Below are 16,603 nucleotides of genomic sequence, written 5' to 3' on the forward strand. Positions count from 1 at the left end.
CATAAAAATAAATATCAAAAAAAGGTAATTTCAGTTACCTAGCTTTGCTATCGGCTTTTTTAGAAAAAATTTAAAAAGTTATCCACAGATTGGGATATTTCTATTATGAAATATCCTCAATTATTTAAGTAATTTCCTAATTACAGTTATATGTCGTTTTGTTTGGCAATTTCTTATAGATAACGTTATATATGGATGCAGTTGGACACAAACTAAGATCATGTTAAGTAATAAAATTGAAGGTGTTTTAACAATTATTTTTTTGGTTGGTATATATACATCAATTAATTTATTAGTATATAAATTAATAACAAAAAAATATAAATTAACAAATATTTATTTATTAATTCCAATAGGCACTATGATTTTCGGAATTGTTAGAGGGTGCTTTCTTATGTGCAGATAAATATAATATGAGGTGATAAGATGAAAAAAAGTAGTTGGGTTAGATATGGATTTTATATTTTTTATTTAAATTATTTTATTGCGTCAATATGGGCAAATGGCAATAATATAAAAAATTTTATTGATAAATGTTATTCTTATTATGACATATTAAAAGTTATAATTTTTTTAAGTATATGTATATTAATTAATTTTGTAATATATAGGCTTGTAACAATTAGATATGAGCTTTCAAAAAAAGATTATATAATACCAATATGTATTATGTTGTTTGGTTTATTTGTAGGAATTTCAATAGGAACATTAAGGTATATGGAAAGCAATAATTATCTAGATATCATAAAATAATAAGGGGACAATTTTATAATATTATCATAATTTTACTACAAATCTCATACTTTTTAGGGATGGGATTTATTTTTTTGTATAAAAAAAGGCATCGCACTATTTTTTTAGTGCGACAGCCCCTTTTTTAAATTATTTCATTCCGTTTTCGTATTGTTCTACCATTCTCTTAACCATTTCTCCACCAACACTTCCGCATTGTTTTGAAGATAAGTTTCCGTTATAGTCTGTAAAAGGAACTCCCATTTCTCCAGCAACTTCATTTTTGAATTTTGCTAATCCGTTTTTTGCTTCTGGTACTAAATGTTGTGATGACATAATACATTCCTCCTCGAATACGTTTAAAACGTTTGAAATTTTTTTGTAAGTACATTTCTCTTACTTACACTTATATTTTGTCACAAAACAAAAAATATAAACTGATATATTAAAGGAATGTGAGGAATAATATTCCTGTATTAATACAATTGAGATTTATCAGGCATAATTAATGCTGATACAAAATAAATAATTAAGCCAGAACCATAAGCTAGTATTAGTATTAATGCTACTATTCTTACAATAGTAACATCACAATTAAGATATTCAGCTAATCCTGCACATACTCCACATATTTTCCCTTGTGATTTATTTTTATATAATTTTTTTTCCATCATAATAATCAACTCCTATGTTAATATATCTATATTATAATAGGTAATGTAAATATAAAAAATATGATTAATGTAATATTTTTAAAAAATTAAGGAAATCCTAAGAAATGAAATAATTATGCTTAGGAGGTGATATGTATGGCAAAGGCAGGAATGAGAAGACCAGATGTTAATGAACCTCATGGAACCGAGAGTAATCATAAATGTCATTATCATAAAGAAGAAATTCATGTGCCAGAGATTCAAGGTAAAGCGAAAACTGGCAATAAGAAAGCAAAACCAATGTAATAAAATTAAGGGCGTTAAGTGAAATAACAATCACTATAACGCCTATGTAATTTTTTGTTCTTTCATTTTTTATCCTAATATGTATATAATTATAGGTAATAAGAAAGGATGCGATAAATATGAAACTAATAGATATAGAACAATTAACAGAAAGTAAATTCTTAAATTCGTATAAATTAAGGTTAATAAATAAAAAAGGTAATCCAAAAGATTATTACATAGCAAGCAGAAGAAAAAAAGAAGAATTAACATGTGTTACTAAAGATCATACTAGATGTGATGGGGTTATGATTGTTCCTATAACAAAGGATGGAGAAGTAGTTGTTTTAAGACAATATAGGCCGGCTATAAATGATTATCTATATGAATTGCCAGCGGGAATAATCGACAAAGGTGAAACAATAGAAGAGGCTGCTAAAAGAGAATTATTTGAAGAAACTGGCCTAAAAGCAATAGATTATGAATTGTATTTAAAGCCTAGCTATACCTCAGTTGGTCTTACTGATGAAACAACAGCAGTAGTTAAAATGACAGTTGAAGGAGAATTAAGTACAGATAATACTGAAGACGATGAGGATATTGAAGTTTTTAAACTTAAATTAAGTGAAACTAAAGAGTTTGTGAAAACACATAATATTTCCATAAAAGCTGCATTAATGCTATTATCATTGTAAGAAAAACAGTATATAATGAGGGTAATTGAAAAAATATGAGTGTATTTGTATAAAAAACAGTTGTATTCTGTTTGAGAACATGATATTATATATGCATGGGTTAACAAACAGTTTGCACATATTAATTTTGGGGTGATAAAATGAAATTTCAAAGTACTAGAGGAGCAGAAAAAGGAGTAGCATCAGCAGAAGCTATTATAAAAGGAATTGCTAAAGATGGAGGATTATTTGTACCAGAATCTTTTCCGGAATTGTATTCTAAGGTAAAGGATAATATGGATCTTTCATATGAAGATTTAGCATTTAAGGTAATAAGTGAGTATTTTACAGACATTGATAAAGATGAATTGATGTCAGCAATTAATGATGCATACAACAATCGTTTCTCAGTAGATGTAAAAAAAGGATTCTTAGAGTTATACCATGGACCTACATGTGCATTTAAGGATGCTGCATTATTATTCTTACCACAGATTATGAAGAGAGCTAAGAAAGCATTAAATGTAAAAGAAGACGTAGTTATATTGACAGCTACATCAGGGGATACAGGAAAAGCTGCCTTAGAAGGTTTCAAAAATGTAGATGGATTTAAAGTGGTTGTATATTATCCACAAAATGGTGTAAGTCCAATTCAAGAGAGACAAATGGCTACTACAGAAGGCAACAATGTAAAAGTATTTAGTATCAAGGGTAACTTTGATAATGCACAAACAGGTGTAAAAGAAATATTTGCAGATAATGAATTTAAAGAATTATTAGAAAAAGATAATTACATATTATCTTCAGCTAATTCTATCAATATAGGTAGACTAGTTCCTCAAATTGTTTATTACTTCTATGGATATTTCCAATTAGTAAAACAAGGGGAAATAAAAGAAGGCGAAGAGATAAATGTAGTAGTACCAACAGGTAACTTTGGTAATATTTTAGCTTCTTACTATGCTAAGAGAATGGGTTTACCTGTAGCTAAGTTCATCTGTGCATCAAATGAAAATAAAGTTTTAACTGATTTCTTCAATAGTTTTGAATATGATAAGAGAAGAGAATTATTCTTAACAGAATCTCCATCAATGGATATTTTAGTATCATCAAACTTAGAGAGACTATTATATGAAGGAAGCGGAAGAAACGGAGAAGAAGTAGCAGAATTAATGAATGCACTTAATACAAAGGGTGTATATAAGGTATCTCCAAAGATAAAAGAATTCTTAAAGGACTTCTATGGAAATTACGCAAATCAAGAAGAAGTTAACGATGCAATAAACAATATGTATTCTAAAGAGGGCTATTTAATAGATACACATACTGCAGTTGCAAAAGTAGTATATGATAAATATGTAAAAGAGACTGGAGATAATAAGAAGGTGCTAATTGCATCAACTGCTAGCCCATATAAATTCCCAAGAAGTATTTGTAAGGCTTTAAATATAGATGTGGATGGAATATCAGACTTCGAAGTAGTTAAAAAATTAAACGAAGTAACTAAGATAGAAATTCCTGAAAATCTAAAAGATTTAGATAAGAAGCCAGTATTACATAATGAAGTTTGGGATAAAGACCAAATGAGAGATGCATTATTATCGTATTTAAAATAAGGGGGAAGAATATGATAAGAGTAAAAGTTCCAGCTACTTCAGCAAATATGGGACCAGGTTTTGACTGCATGGGGATAGCTGTTGGAATATACAATACATTTGGTTTTAGAGAAATAGAATCCGGTCTAGTTTTTAACGGAGTAAACGAAGAATTTTGTAACGAAGATAATATAATTTATCAATCGATGATGGTTTGTTTCAATAAAGCTAACTATACTGTAAGGGGTTTAGAAATTAATATATTAGAACAAAATATTCCTATATCTAGAGGATTGGGAAGCAGTTCAAGTTGTATAGTTGGTGGATTGTTTGGGGCAAATGAAATAATGGGCAGACCATTTTCGAAAGATGAATTATTTGAAATGGCTGTAATGATAGAAGGACATCCAGATAATGTAGCACCAGCTGTGTTGGGCGGTATGGTTGTTGCAATAAAAGAAGGAGAATCATATTATTATGACCAAGTAAAAATCAAAGAAGATATTAAATTTGTGCCAATAATACCTAACTTTAGATTATCAACAAAAGAAGCTAGAGAGGTATTGCCAAAAGAGATATCTATAAAAGATGGGGTTTATAATGTTGGAAGAGCTGCGCTTATGGTTACAGCGCTGTCTAACGGTAATTTAGATCTTTTAAAATATGCATGTAAGGATTCTTTCCACGAACAATATAGAGGAAAACTTATAAAGTGTTTTGATGAAGTAAAGGATGAAGCATATAATCTTGGGGCAATAGCATCATTCTTAAGTGGAGCAGGACCAACTATTATGGCATTAATAAAAGATGATAATGATGGCTTTGTACAAGGAATGAAAGAATTTTTAAAAGAAAAAGAGCTATCTTGGGATATTCACAAGCTAGCTATAGACCAAGTAGGGGCAATAGTAGAAGGTGAATAGATCTATGGGTGGAAGTTTTTATTTAGTAGATAAAAGTGTTTTGCCAGATGTATATGAAAAAGTTGTAAATGCGAAAAAGTTATTAAAAGAAGGAAAAGTAAAAGACATAACAGAAGCGGCAAAAGTTGTAGGTATTAGTAGAAGTGTATATTATAAATACAAAGATTATGTATTTGAATTCTCTGAGAGTTCACAAGGGAGAAAGGCTACATTTAATATAAGTATAATAGATGAAAAAGGGGTATTATCTAATATAATTAATTATGTGTCTAATTCAGGGGGAAACATTATAACAATACATCAAGGAATACCATTAAACGGTTATGCTTTTATTACATTAACTATAGATATGAGTTTAGTTGAAATTGATATTAAAACTCTACTAGATGGGATAGAAAAAATAAATAGAGTTGAAAAAGCTGAATTTATAGCTATGGAATAAATAAGTTGATTTCATATAAGATAAAGAATATATAGGCGCAGTTTCATGATTGTTTTAATTCGGAAACTGTGCTTTTTTTATTCTTTAGGAAATTATATTTTGTTTTATAAAACTACATAAAAAAATAGAAAAAGTGTATAATATATGTTAGTTGGATGTGATAAAAAATACTTTTAGAAGGGAAGTGTACTTGAATGAATTGTGGAATAATAGACATAGGTTCTAACACTATGAGATTAGCAGTATATAGATGTGAGGATGGCAAGGTTTTATCGCTTATAAATAAAAAAGAAATGGTAGGGCTTGCTGGATACATTGTGGATAATAAATTATCTAAAGAAGGAATAGAGAGAGCATGTACTACACTAAATAATTTTAAAGACATAATAGATAGCGTTAATATAGATATGTTACAACCTATTGCAACTGCATCATTAAGAAACATAGCAAATACAGACGAAGCATTGTATATTATAAAAGAAAAAACAGGTTTTGATATAGAAGTTTTATCAGGAGCAGAAGAAGGAATATGTGATTTTGTAGGTGCAACTCATGATCAGGATATTAATGATGGCTTGTTAGTAGATATAGGTGGTGGAAGTACAGAGATTGTTATATTTCATGGAAAGGATATTGAGAAGGTATTTAGTATGCCTATAGGGTCACTAAACTTTTATTCAAAGTATGTGTCTAAGCTTATTCCTAAGTCTAAAGCAAGAGAAGAAATGAAAGCTAAAGTAATATCAGAACTTAATAAAATAGAAGGTATTCAAGGTAAAAGTTTCAAGAATATGTGTGGCGTAGGCGGAAGTATTAGGGCAGCCCTTAAACTAAACAATGCAGTTTTTACAAAACTTGATAGTACAGAGATTGATGTTAATAATATAAATAAATTACTATATAGATTTAGGAGAGGTACTAAAGATAACCTAGAAGTAATATTGAAGATATGCCCTGATAGAATACATACAATAATTCCAGGTATGATAATCATAGATACAATATGCAAGTACTTTGATATAGAAACTATTCATGTAAGTAATTGTGGAGTTAGGGAAGGATATTTATATAGACATATACTAGATAAATAGATAAACTTAAAATCAAAACAACACATTGGTAATTAAAATATAATAAGATTAGTGTAAGTAACCGGTATATTACAGTTATAATTAAAGGCTATTATGAATGATATATAACAATTGGTTATGAAACTAATGCTTATTATATTTTTTTATTTTTTCTGACTAATCATATCCATAAAAACCTATGTTTTCAAAAAATTCAACAATCAATTGGTTTATAATATTAATTTTTTGTATTTTCAGACTAAAATATGAAAAAAATTTTTGTAAAATGAGCATTGACAGTAATATTATGGTATAGTAAAATAAGTTAAAAGAAAAGTCGATTTAGTGTGTTAAAGTGATAAAGAACTAAATTGGTAAAGTGAGGTAGTGAATAAATGGTTAAAAAGTATTTGATCCCAGAAGGAACAAGAGATTTAATATTAAAAGATTGTAACTTAAAGAAAAAGCTACAAAAAGATATAGAGGGGATATTTGAGAAATGGGGATATGATGAAATAGTTACTCCTACTATAGAATTTTATCAAACATTTAATTCTGGATTTCAGAAACTAAAGGAAGAAGATGTTTATAAATTTTTTGATGCAAAAGGTAGAATTTTAGTATTAAGACCAGATATGACTATACCAATAGCAAGAGTAGTTGCTACAAAGCTTAAAGAAGTTGAAGCACCTATAAGATTAAGATACTGTGCTGATGTATTTAGAGTGCATCAGAGCCTTGGTGGAAAAAAGAATGAATATACTGATTGTGGAATAGAGCTTATTGGATTAGACGCGGAAAAGTCAGATTTAGAAATATTAGTTACTGCACTTGAGACTATGCAATTACTTAAAAATACTAATTCAAAATTAGAATTAGGTAATATAAACTTTTTCAATTCAGCAGTAAAAGATTTGGATTTAGATGATGATGAAAGACAAGAATTAGCGGAATTAATAGATAGAAAAGCATCAAAAGAACTAGAAGACTTTTTAAATAAATATGATATAGATGATAATTATAAAGAATTCTTAAAAGAATTACCATGGTTATTTGGTGGTAGAGAAGCTATTGAAAGAGCAAAGGGTTTTGCAATAAATTCAGAACTTATGGAAAATATAAAATATTTAGAAGTTTTAGCTGATGAGTTAGAAGAGTTAGGATATGGAGAACAAATTAGCTTTGATTTAGGAATGGTTCCAAGACTTGATTATTATACAGGAATTATATTTAAAGGTTATGCAGATGGAGCAGGTGCTACTATATTAAGTGGTGGTAGATATGATCATTTAATGAAGACATTTGGTAATGATATGCCAGCTATAGGTTTCTCTGTGAATTTAGATATGATGATGAATGCTATGGAAAATGAAGAACAAGAAAAAATAGAAAAGATTAAAGTATATTATGGTAAGCAAGATGAAATATCAGTAATAAAAAAAGCAATGTATCTTAGAAAAGAAGGCAAGATAGTTGAACTATGTCCTGTTGATGGAATGGAAACAATTGAAGTAGAGAAGGATGTGAAATAGATGAGTATAAGTATAGCATTAACTAAAGGAAGATTAGAAAAGGAAACTGTTAAGTTATTAGATAAGGCTGATTATGGGACTGAAGAGCTTAAAGACAAAGGAAGAAAATTAGTTTTTAATGATACAAAAAAAGACATAAAATATTTTCTAGTTAAAGCGGCAGATTCTATAACATATGTAGAACATGGTGTGGCCGATATAGGTGTTGTAGGAAAGGACACTTTATTAGAAGGAGATAATAATTATTATGAAGTTTTAGATCTTGGAATAGGAAAATGTAGATTTATAGTTGCTTCATTACCAGAAAAGAATATATTTAAAAAAGTAGGACACATAAAAATAGGAACTAAATATCCAACGGTTGCAAAAAATTATTTTAAAGAAAAAGGTATGGATGTTGAAATAATTAAAATAGAAGGTTCGGTAGAACTTGCCCCTATACTAGGATTATGTGATGCTATAGTAGATATAATGGAAACAGGAACAACTTTAAAAGAAAATGGACTTGTTGTATTTGATACTATATGTGAAATAAGTGCTAGAGTAATAGTTAATAAGGCAAGTTGTAAAATGAAAAAAGATGAAGTGTGGGATTTTATAGAAAATCTTAGAAGAGTTATAGGACTTAGTGATGGCAATTTAGGCGATGAAATAAAAGAAGAAATAAAAGAAGAAGAAGCACTAATGAAGGACATCGAAGAACAAAATGTTGAAGCAGAAAGTAATCAAGCACAAGAAGATGTAGCTTCACAAGAAAATGAAGAAGAAGAAGTAGAGGAAGTTACATTATTTGAAGATGAAGTTAAAAAAGAAAAAAGAACTAATCCATTACTACAAGTGGAAGAAGTATTAAAACAACTTCAAGAAATAAGAAATGAAAATAAAGAGGTGAAATAAATGTTTTTAAAAGAATTTGATTTACAACAAAGAGGTTGGCAAGCATTAATAGATGAATTAAAAGCTAGAGAGGAAGAAGTAGATCCTAGTATAATGGTTACTGTTTCTGAGGTTATAAATAAAGTAGCTAAAGAAGGAGATAAGGCATTAATAGAATATACAGAAAAATTTGATAAAGTACATTTAGATAAAATGAAAGCAACAGAAGAAGAGATAAATAAATGCTTTGAAGTAGTTGAAGATGAATTCATAGCTAATATGAAAGAAGCTAAGGAAAATATTGAATATTATCATAATGCTCAAAAATCTAGAGGATTTATATTAAATAAGGAAAGAGGAGTATTTCTAGGACAAAGAGTATTACCTTTAGATTCTGTTGGAGTATATGTTCCAGGTGGTACAGCAGCATATCCAAGTTCGGTACTTATGAATATAATTCCAGCAAAGGTCGCAGGTGTTAAAAAGATAGTTATGGTTACACCACCAGGAAAAGATGGAGGAATAAATCCATATATAGGAGTAGCAGCAAAAATAGCTGGTGTTGATGAAATATATAAAGTAGGAGGAGCTCAAGCAGTAGCAGCATTAGCTTATGGAACTGAAACTATACCAAAGGTTGATAAAATTGTAGGACCTGGAAATATATTCGTAGCAACAGCAAAGAGATTAGTATTTGGAAAAGTTGATATAGATATGATAGCTGGACCAAGTGAAATACTAGTAGTAGCAGATGAAAGTGCTAATCCAAGATATATTGCAGCTGATTTAATGTCTCAAGCTGAACATGATAAATTAGCATCAGCTATATTAGTAACTACATCTGAAAAATTATATAAAGATGTAGAAGTAGAACTTGCAAAACAAATAGAAACACTTGAAAGAAAAGATATAATAAAAGAATCTTTAATCAATAATGGGAAAGTAATATTGTGTAAGAGTATTGACGAATGTATAGAAGTATCGAATAATGTTGCTCCAGAACATTTAGAGTTGGCAATTGAAAACCCTATGGAAGCATTAGGAAAAGTAAGACATGCAGGATCTGTTTTCTTAGGTCATAATACACCAGAACCAGTAGGAGATTACTTTGGAGGAACTAATCACGTTTTACCTACAAGTGGTACAGCTAGATTCTTCTCAGCATTATCAGTAGATAATTTCATCAAGAAGTCTTCATTCTTGTATTATTCAGAAGAAGCTATTCAAGCTGATGGTGAAAAGATTATAAATATAGCTAATAAAGAAGGATTAACTGCTCATGCAAATTCTGTAAGAGTGAGGTTAGAATAATGAGAGAAGCAAGTTTAGAAAGAAATACTAATGAAACACAGATAAAATTAAAAATTAATTTAGACGGAAGTGGAAAAACAAATATTTCTACTGGAGTTGGATTCTTTGATCATATGCTTAACTTATTTGCATTTCATGGAAACATGGATTTAGACGTGCAAGCAAAAGGGGATTTAGAGGTATGTGATCATCATATGGTTGAAGATGTGGGAATAGCATTAGGAAAGTGTTTTTTAGAAGCGTTAGGAGATAAAAGAGGAATTAGAAGGTATGGTAATTTCTTTTTGCCAATGGATGAAACATTAGCACATGTAGCATTAGATATAAGTGGTAGAAGCTTCTTACATTTTGATTGTGATTTTAAGAGAGAAAGTATAGGAACTTTTTCAACAGAAATGGTAGTAGAATTTTTTAGAGCATTTGCATTTAATAGTGGCATAACTCTTCATGCTAGAGTTTTATATGGAGAAAATGATCATCATAAAGCAGAAGCATTGTTTAAAGCATTAGGAAGAGCATTAAGAGAAGCAAAAGATGTAGATAAGGATAATATGGTATTACCATCTACAAAAGGAATGTTATAAATAGAACAAAATAATTCATTGTAATTTCTTATATAAAAATAAGAAATTACAATGAATTATAAGTTTGAGTAATAATAGAAAGGGGAAATATCTGTGGTAGTAATTATAGATTATGGCATGGGTAATTTAAAAAGTGTTTATAATGCACTAAAGAAAATTGATTGTGAGTGCAAGATTTCATCAGATATAAATGATATAAAGGCAGCAGATGGACTTATATTACCTGGTGTGGGAGCTTTTCCAGATTGTATGGATAATCTAAAGAAATCTAATCTAATAGATGTAATAGTTGAAGAAGCAAGTAATGGAAAACCTCTTTTAGGTATATGTTTAGGAATGCAAGTACTTTTCGAAAAAGGATATGAAGGGGAAGAAAGAGAAGGACTTAAATTACTAAAAGGAAGTATAAGAAGAATGGAGGATCCTAAAGTTAAGATACCACATATAGGATGGAACAATTTAGAGAAAAATAGAGAAGATGAATTGTTAAAGGGACTTCCAGACAATACTTTTGTTTATTATGTTCATTCATATAGAGCTTGTGACTATAATGATGAAGATTTAGTTGCATATTCTTCTTATGGAGATTTAAAAATTCCTGGACTATTTAGAAGAGGAAATATTATGGGAGCACAATTCCATCCTGAAAAAAGTGGAGAAGATGGATTAAATATTTTAAGAAATTTTAAGGAGTTGATAAAATGTTAATTTTACCAGCAATTGATATTATAGATGGAAAGCCCGTTAGATTATATCAAGGTGATTATAATAAAAAGGAAATAGTTGCAGAGGATATATTAGAAACTGCAAGATCTTTTGAAAAGGCAGGAGCTGAATTTATACATTTAGTAGACTTAGATGGAGCTAAAAAAGGTGAATTAGTAAACGGAGATTCAATTATAAAAGTAGCACAAACATTAAATATGAAAGTTGAAGTAGGTGGAGGAATAAGAACTTATGAAACTATAAAGTATTTAATAGATAATGGAATTTCTAGAGTTATATTAGGAACTAGTGCTATGGAAGATGAGGAATTACTTAAAAGAGCAATTAATGATTTCGGAGATAAAATAGCTGTAGGTATAGATTGTAAAGATGGCTATGCATATGGAAGAGGATGGCTTGAAGGAAGTTCACTTTATTACATAGATTTTGCCAAGAAGTTAGAATCATTAGGTGTTAAGAATGTTATTGTTACAGATATATCAAAAGATGGAACTTTGCAAGGACCTAACATAGAGATGCTAAGAGAGCTAAAAGAAAATGTTAATATGGATATAACAGCATCTGGGGGTATAAGAGATATAGATAATATAAAGGCTTTAAATGATTTAGATTTATATGGAGCTATAACAGGAAAAGCAATATATGCAGGAACACTTTCCTTAGATGAAGCAATTAAATTGACAAAGGAGGCATAGTGATGCATACAAAGAGAATTATCCCTTGTTTAGATGTAAGAGCTGGAAAAGTTGTTAAAGGAATAAATTTTGTAGGAATTAAAGAAGTTGGAGATCCTGTTGAACTAGCTAAAGAATATTATAAACAAGGTGCAGATGAATTAGTATTTTTGGACATAACTGCTACCCATGAAGGAAGAGGAATAATGGAAAAAGTAGTAGAGAAAGTAGCTGAAAATATTTTTATTCCATTTACTGTAGGTGGTGGACTTAAGAGTATGGAGGATATCAAAAGGATTCTTAGAGCTGGAGCTGATAAAATCAGTTTAAACTCTGCAGCAGTTAGAGACAAGAATTTAATAAAAGAAGGAGCTTATACTTTTGGTAATCAATGTATAGTTCTAGCAGTGGATGCTAAAAAAAGAGAAGACAATACTGGATGGAATGTAGTTATTAATGGTGGAAGAATTGACACTGGAATAGATGCATTAAAATGGATAGAAGAAGGTGTAAGCTTAGGAGCAGGAGAAATATTATTAACATCAATGGATGCAGATGGAACTAAGCAAGGGTTTGATATAGAACTAACAAAAGCTGTATCTAATATTACTAATGTTCCAGTTATTGCTTCTGGTGGATGTGGTAAGTTAGAACATTTTGCAGAAGTATTTGAAGAAGATGCTGCTGAAGCAGCACTTGCAGCATCAATGTTTCATTATGGTGAAGTAACAGTAGAAGAAGTTAAAAGATATTTAAAAGATAGAAATATACCAGTAAGATTATAGTTAGAAGGGAGACAATCCTTTGGATAAAGAAAAAATTTTAAGCATAGCAGATAAAATAGATTTTAATAAATCTGGCGGTCTAGTTCCGGTAATAGCACAAGATTATAAGACTAAAGATGTTCTTATGTTGGCTTATATGAATAAAGAGAGTTTTATTAAGACATTAGAAGGAGAAACAGCTTGGTATTATAGCAGAAGTAGAAATGAACTATGGAATAAGGGAGCGACTTCTGGACATTTTCAATATGTAAAAGACATAAAGATAGATTGTGATAATGATACAATTTTATTATTTGTAGATCAGATTGGAGCAGCATGTCATACTGGAAATAGAACATGTTTTTATAGAGATATTGAAGAAATATAAAAGTAAGGAGATTATTATTATGAGTAAGCAATTAGAAACTGAATTTAATACTATATTAGAAAGAAAAAAAAGTGCAGAAGATGGTTCTTATACAGCATATTTGTTTAACAAAGGTAAAGAAAAAATACTAAAGAAGGTTGGAGAAGAAGCAACTGAAGTAGTTATTGCTAGTATGGCTGATAATAAAGAGGAGTTAGTTGGGGAAATTTGTGATTTGACATACCATGTACTTGTTTTAATGGCAGATGCAGGTTTGACAATAGAAGATATTGATGCTGAGTTAAAAAAGAGAAGAGAAAAGAGCAACAATTTTAAAGGTGAGAGAAAACCAATAGAAAACTTATAAAAATTTAAATTATATGTTTAAGTAAATAATATAATATCATTAAGTATTTACTAATATAATAAAAAAGAGTAAAGAGCCCTAAATACTATAAACTCGCTAAAGCTCAAACAGTATAGTATTTTTAACGGGATCTTTACTTTTTTATTATAAGAAATACTAAATTCTATTATAGATAATTTACTTAAATCAATAATTTGATATTAATTAACTTAAAAAGATAAGTAATCAAAAAATATATTCAATAATTTTTATTATCAAATTTAAACGAAATAAATATTAAAATATGCATAAATATATTAATGAAAAATTTTTTTAAAATGTAAATATTTACACGCAAAAGTCTATATTCTTAGGGCGAAAATAGTGATTTACTATTGAAAAAAAAGTGATATAATTATTATAGTTAAGAAAGATTTAGCATAATTTTAACATTAGTTAATAAAAATATTACTTTTTTATTACAAGGCTTTTCTATTTTGAAAAAAGTGATATAATTCAACTTGTTAAAAAAATTAACCTATTCAAAATATAGATGGGGGAATGAAGAGATGAAAGAATTTTACAAAAAGTATTTACACAATTATGGTTTTCTATGTGTAATAACATCATTATTGGTGAATTTTTTGATAGAGTGTTTTAGTAGAAGATCATTAGTTGAAGGATTTAAATATTTGTTAGATAGTCCTTTAGTTTTCTTATATAATAGTGCAATTATATTATTGACATTATCAATAATATTTTTGGTTAAGCGAAGAATATTTTTCTATTCGCTTATAACATCAGTTTGGTTAATATTTGGTCTTACTAATGGTATTGTATTAAGCAATAGAGTTACACCATTTACAGCTGTTGAATTAAAATTATTAGATTCAGTTATTGAAATTATGGATAAGTATTTAACTCAATGGCAGATAGGATTAATAGTAACATTATTAGTAGCAGTAGGTGTTGGGCTTATATTAGCATTTATATTTGCACCAAAATACAAAGGAAAGATTAAATATAGAAGAAATGTACCTGCTGTTATGCTTGTAGTAATAGGATTTGCAGTGTTAACTAAGGTGGCAATTAAGACAAATGTTGTATCTAATTATTTTGGTAATATTGCGTATGCATATCTTGATTATGGATTTCCGTATTGTTTTTCTAATACATTAGTTAATACAGGAATTGATAAACCAGATAATTATTCAGAGGCAGCAATAAATAATATATTTAAAGACGAAAAACAAAGAACTACATTAAGTAATGCTAGTAGTTCAACAACTGTAGTTGATAATAATTCAAATAATAATACAGCTGATGCAGGTACTACATCAGAAAAGAAACCTAATATAATTTTCTTACAATTAGAGTCATTTTTTGATATTACAAATGCAACAGATTTACAATTCTCAGAAGATCCAATACCTTTTTATAGATCTTTAATGGAGAAGTATTCATCAGGGTATTTATCAGTTCCATCAGTTGGAGCAGGAACAGCTAATACAGAGTTCGAAGTTATAAGTGGAATGAATCTACAATTCTTTGGACCAGGAGAATATCCATACAAAACAATATTAAAGAAGAGCACATGTGAAAGTGTTAACTATGATTTGAAGGATTTAGGATATACAACACATGCAATTCATAATAATAAAGGAACATTCTATACTAGACAAAATGTATTTAAGCAATTAGGTTTTGATACATTTACTTCATTAGAATATATGAATATTGATGAAACAACACCACTTGATTGGGCAAAAGATAAATATCTAACTGAGTATATAATGAATGCATTAAATTCAACTGAGAATCAAGATTTTATATATACAATTTCAGTTCAAGGACATGGTGATTATCCAGATTATAAAATAGAAGATCCTAATTATAATCCTGTTATAAAAGTTACAACTACTGGAGACAGAGATGAAGCTTCAATGAATGCAGTAGAGTATTATACTAATCAAATACATGAGATGGATGCATTTGTAAAACAATTAGTAGAAACATTACAGAATTATGATGAAGATGTAGTATTGGTAATGTATGGCGATCATTTACCAAGTTTAGGATTTGAAGATTCTGAATTAAAGAACAAAGATATATATCAAACAGAATATGTTGTTTGGAGCAATTTTGATATGCCAAAAGAAGATAAGACATTAGAAGCATATCAATTGACTTCAGATGTTTTAGGTAGATTAGGAATTCATAATGGAACATTAACAAAATATCATCAATTATATAAGGATTCTTCTGATTATCAAGAAAACTTAAAATTATTACAATATGATATGTTATATGGAAAGAAGTATATATATGGAGGTGTTAATCCATTTAAAGCTACTGACTTAAAGATGGGTGACTTAGATATTGTAATTAAAGATGTTAGTAATGATGAAGATGGTAATGTTATTATAAAAGGTGAAAATTTCACTAATTCAAGTAGAGTTTATATAAATGGTAATGAGATGACTACTGTCTTTGTAGATAAAAACACCTTGAAAGTAGAAGGTAAATCTGTTGCAGATGGTGATTCAATAAGAGTTGGTCAGGTAACAGTTACTGATTTTGTATTGAGTAAGACTGATACTTATATATATAATGATACAACTTCGGATACATCTGAACAAAATGCAAAAGAACAATAATATTATGGTAGAATGCAGAAATTAAATTTTAAAACCTATCATAATGCCTAAAAAGAAAGAGGCGTCATAAGGAATATTTCCTATGATGCCTCTTTTTGAATTAATCTATACAAAAAATATTTTTTGAGGTACACTATCATAGAGGGAGAGAGATATCTGATAGTTATATGTGGATTTACATTATAATAAATGAAAATGAGATGGGTATAATCAATTAGTAATTTGATATAGATGGAGGTTTTTAACAGTTAAAAATAATCTATAAAAATCTGCAAAAATATATTAAAGCCATCTCATGTAACACAAGGTGGAACAAGATATTATTCTCAAGAGCAACTTAATCATTTTTTAGGTTTAAAGTCAGAAAAACAAATAAATAAAAAAATAGTAGG

At 28.7% G+C, this 16,603-nt stretch carries 18 protein-coding genes and 2 pseudogenes; 18 read left to right on the forward strand and 2 right to left on the reverse strand.

Annotated elements, in window-relative coordinates:
- Window positions 1–426: 426 nt before the first annotated feature.
- The gene (locus KQI77_RS04135) at window positions 427–753 is read left to right on the forward strand and encodes a hypothetical protein (protein WP_216388682.1); all 327 of its coding nucleotides are present in this window, start codon (window positions 427–429) and stop codon (window positions 751–753) included.
- A 129-nt stretch (window positions 754–882) separates the two neighbouring features.
- Here KQI77_RS04135 and KQI77_RS04140 read toward each other — a convergent pair whose 3' ends face one another.
- Both KQI77_RS04140 and KQI77_RS04145 read right to left on the reverse strand, forming a co-directional pair.
- The gene (locus tag KQI77_RS04140) at window positions 883–1,068 is read right to left on the reverse strand and encodes an alpha/beta-type small acid-soluble spore protein (RefSeq protein WP_216388684.1); all 186 of its coding nucleotides are present in this window, start codon (window positions 1,066–1,068) and stop codon (window positions 883–885) included.
- A 140-nt stretch (window positions 1,069–1,208) separates the two neighbouring features.
- Window positions 1,209–1,406, reverse strand: a complete 198-nt coding sequence (locus tag KQI77_RS04145; protein WP_253289338.1) for a PspC domain-containing protein — start codon at window positions 1,404–1,406, stop codon at window positions 1,209–1,211.
- A gap of 135 nt (window positions 1,407–1,541) precedes the next feature.
- On the opposite strand from KQI77_RS04145, the gene KQI77_RS04150 reads away from it, so the two are divergent.
- From KQI77_RS04150 to KQI77_RS04230, 17 genes and pseudogenes are all read left to right on the forward strand, one after another.
- The gene (locus KQI77_RS04150; protein ID WP_216388686.1) at window positions 1,542–1,691 is read left to right on the forward strand and encodes a hypothetical protein; all 150 of its coding nucleotides are present in this window, start codon (window positions 1,542–1,544) and stop codon (window positions 1,689–1,691) included.
- 119 nt (window positions 1,692–1,810) lie between these two features.
- Window positions 1,811–2,365, forward strand: a complete 555-nt coding sequence (locus tag KQI77_RS04155) for an NUDIX hydrolase (protein WP_216388688.1) — start codon at window positions 1,811–1,813, stop codon at window positions 2,363–2,365.
- A gap of 140 nt (window positions 2,366–2,505) precedes the next feature.
- Window positions 2,506–3,960 carry a threonine synthase gene (gene thrC, locus KQI77_RS04160; RefSeq protein WP_216388689.1) on the forward strand — a complete coding sequence of 485 codons (1,455 nt, stop codon included), beginning with the start codon at window positions 2,506–2,508 and terminating at the stop codon, window positions 3,958–3,960.
- An 11-nt stretch (window positions 3,961–3,971) separates the two neighbouring features.
- Window positions 3,972–4,862: a homoserine kinase gene (gene thrB / locus KQI77_RS04165; RefSeq protein WP_216388691.1), complete on the forward strand. Its 891-nt coding sequence runs from the start codon at window positions 3,972–3,974 to the stop codon at window positions 4,860–4,862.
- A gap of 4 nt (window positions 4,863–4,866) precedes the next feature.
- Window positions 4,867–5,304 carry an ACT domain-containing protein gene (locus KQI77_RS04170; RefSeq protein ID WP_216388718.1) on the forward strand — a complete coding sequence of 146 codons (438 nt, stop codon included), beginning with the start codon at window positions 4,867–4,869 and terminating at the stop codon, window positions 5,302–5,304.
- 194 nt (window positions 5,305–5,498) lie between these two features.
- On the forward strand, window positions 5,499–6,395 hold the full coding sequence (locus tag KQI77_RS04175; protein ID WP_216388693.1) for a phosphatase: 897 nt from the start codon (window positions 5,499–5,501) through the stop codon (window positions 6,393–6,395).
- Between the two features lie 374 nt (window positions 6,396–6,769).
- Complete coding sequence (gene hisZ, locus KQI77_RS04180; protein ID WP_216388695.1) at window positions 6,770–7,906, forward strand: ATP phosphoribosyltransferase regulatory subunit; 1,137 nt, start codon at window positions 6,770–6,772, stop codon at window positions 7,904–7,906.
- Window positions 7,907–8,527: pseudogene (hisG, locus tag KQI77_RS04185) on the forward strand (ATP phosphoribosyltransferase); the annotation flags it as partial.
- A 276-nt stretch (window positions 8,528–8,803) separates the two neighbouring features.
- Complete coding sequence (gene hisD, locus KQI77_RS04190; RefSeq protein WP_216388699.1) at window positions 8,804–10,093, forward strand: histidinol dehydrogenase; 1,290 nt, start codon at window positions 8,804–8,806, stop codon at window positions 10,091–10,093.
- Window positions 10,093–10,677 carry an imidazoleglycerol-phosphate dehydratase HisB gene (gene hisB, locus KQI77_RS04195; RefSeq protein ID WP_216388701.1) on the forward strand — a complete coding sequence of 195 codons (585 nt, stop codon included), beginning with the start codon at window positions 10,093–10,095 and terminating at the stop codon, window positions 10,675–10,677. Before hisD ends, hisB begins: the two co-directional genes overlap by 1 nt.
- 93 nt (window positions 10,678–10,770) lie before the next feature.
- Entirely contained in the window at window positions 10,771–11,385 is a 615-nt protein-coding gene (gene hisH, locus KQI77_RS04200) for an imidazole glycerol phosphate synthase subunit HisH (RefSeq protein WP_216388703.1), read from the forward strand.
- Window positions 11,379–12,098 carry a 1-(5-phosphoribosyl)-5-[(5-phosphoribosylamino)methylideneamino]imidazole-4-carboxamide isomerase gene (gene hisA / locus KQI77_RS04205; RefSeq protein WP_216388705.1) on the forward strand — a complete coding sequence of 240 codons (720 nt, stop codon included), beginning with the start codon at window positions 11,379–11,381 and terminating at the stop codon, window positions 12,096–12,098. The genes hisH and hisA overlap by 7 nt, the downstream gene beginning before the upstream one ends.
- A gap of 2 nt (window positions 12,099–12,100) precedes the next feature.
- A complete protein-coding gene (gene hisF, locus KQI77_RS04210; protein ID WP_216388707.1) occupies window positions 12,101–12,862 on the forward strand; it encodes an imidazole glycerol phosphate synthase subunit HisF in 762 nt (253 codons plus the stop codon).
- A gap of 19 nt (window positions 12,863–12,881) precedes the next feature.
- The gene (gene hisI, locus KQI77_RS04215; RefSeq protein ID WP_216388709.1) at window positions 12,882–13,229 is read left to right on the forward strand and encodes a phosphoribosyl-AMP cyclohydrolase; all 348 of its coding nucleotides are present in this window, start codon (window positions 12,882–12,884) and stop codon (window positions 13,227–13,229) included.
- 19 nt (window positions 13,230–13,248) lie between these two features.
- Complete coding sequence (gene hisE, locus KQI77_RS04220) at window positions 13,249–13,575, forward strand: phosphoribosyl-ATP diphosphatase (protein ID WP_216388711.1); 327 nt, start codon at window positions 13,249–13,251, stop codon at window positions 13,573–13,575.
- 548 nt (window positions 13,576–14,123) lie between these two features.
- On the forward strand, window positions 14,124–16,211 hold the full coding sequence (locus KQI77_RS04225; RefSeq protein WP_216388714.1) for an LTA synthase family protein: 2,088 nt from the start codon (window positions 14,124–14,126) through the stop codon (window positions 16,209–16,211).
- Window positions 16,212–16,484: 273 nt separating this feature from the next.
- A pseudogene (locus tag KQI77_RS04230) lies at window positions 16,485–16,603 on the forward strand (IS607 family transposase); the annotation flags it as partial.

The organism is Clostridium sp. MSJ-8 (genome assembly GCF_018918325.1).
Classification (GTDB): Bacteria; Bacillota; Clostridia; order Clostridiales; family Clostridiaceae; genus Clostridium.

Bases quoted from the DNA above. Each gene is read 5' to 3' on its own strand.
- KQI77_RS04135 (WP_216388682.1), top strand. From the start codon at position 427: ATGAAAAAAAGTAGTTGGGTTAGATATGGATTTTATATTTTTTATTTA.
- KQI77_RS04140 (WP_216388684.1), bottom strand. From the start codon at position 1,068: ATGTCATCACAACATTTAGTACCAGAAGCAAAAAACGGATTAGCAAAA.
- KQI77_RS04145 (WP_253289338.1), bottom strand. From the start codon at position 1,406: ATGATGGAAAAAAAATTATATAAAAATAAATCACAAGGGAAAATATGT.
- KQI77_RS04150 (WP_216388686.1), top strand. From the start codon at position 1,542: ATGGCAAAGGCAGGAATGAGAAGACCAGATGTTAATGAACCTCATGGA.
- KQI77_RS04155 (WP_216388688.1), top strand. From the start codon at position 1,811: ATGAAACTAATAGATATAGAACAATTAACAGAAAGTAAATTCTTAAAT.
- thrC (WP_216388689.1), top strand. From the start codon at position 2,506: ATGAAATTTCAAAGTACTAGAGGAGCAGAAAAAGGAGTAGCATCAGCA.
- thrB (WP_216388691.1), top strand. From the start codon at position 3,972: ATGATAAGAGTAAAAGTTCCAGCTACTTCAGCAAATATGGGACCAGGT.
- KQI77_RS04170 (WP_216388718.1), top strand. From the start codon at position 4,867: ATGGGTGGAAGTTTTTATTTAGTAGATAAAAGTGTTTTGCCAGATGTA.
- KQI77_RS04175 (WP_216388693.1), top strand. From the start codon at position 5,499: ATGAATTGTGGAATAATAGACATAGGTTCTAACACTATGAGATTAGCA.
- hisZ (WP_216388695.1), top strand. From the start codon at position 6,770: ATGGTTAAAAAGTATTTGATCCCAGAAGGAACAAGAGATTTAATATTA.
- hisD (WP_216388699.1), top strand. From the start codon at position 8,804: ATGTTTTTAAAAGAATTTGATTTACAACAAAGAGGTTGGCAAGCATTA.
- hisB (WP_216388701.1), top strand. From the start codon at position 10,093: ATGAGAGAAGCAAGTTTAGAAAGAAATACTAATGAAACACAGATAAAA.
- hisA (WP_216388705.1), top strand. From the start codon at position 11,379: ATGTTAATTTTACCAGCAATTGATATTATAGATGGAAAGCCCGTTAGA.
- hisF (WP_216388707.1), top strand. From the start codon at position 12,101: ATGCATACAAAGAGAATTATCCCTTGTTTAGATGTAAGAGCTGGAAAA.
- hisE (WP_216388711.1), top strand. From the start codon at position 13,249: ATGAGTAAGCAATTAGAAACTGAATTTAATACTATATTAGAAAGAAAA.
- KQI77_RS04225 (WP_216388714.1), top strand. From the start codon at position 14,124: ATGAAAGAATTTTACAAAAAGTATTTACACAATTATGGTTTTCTATGT.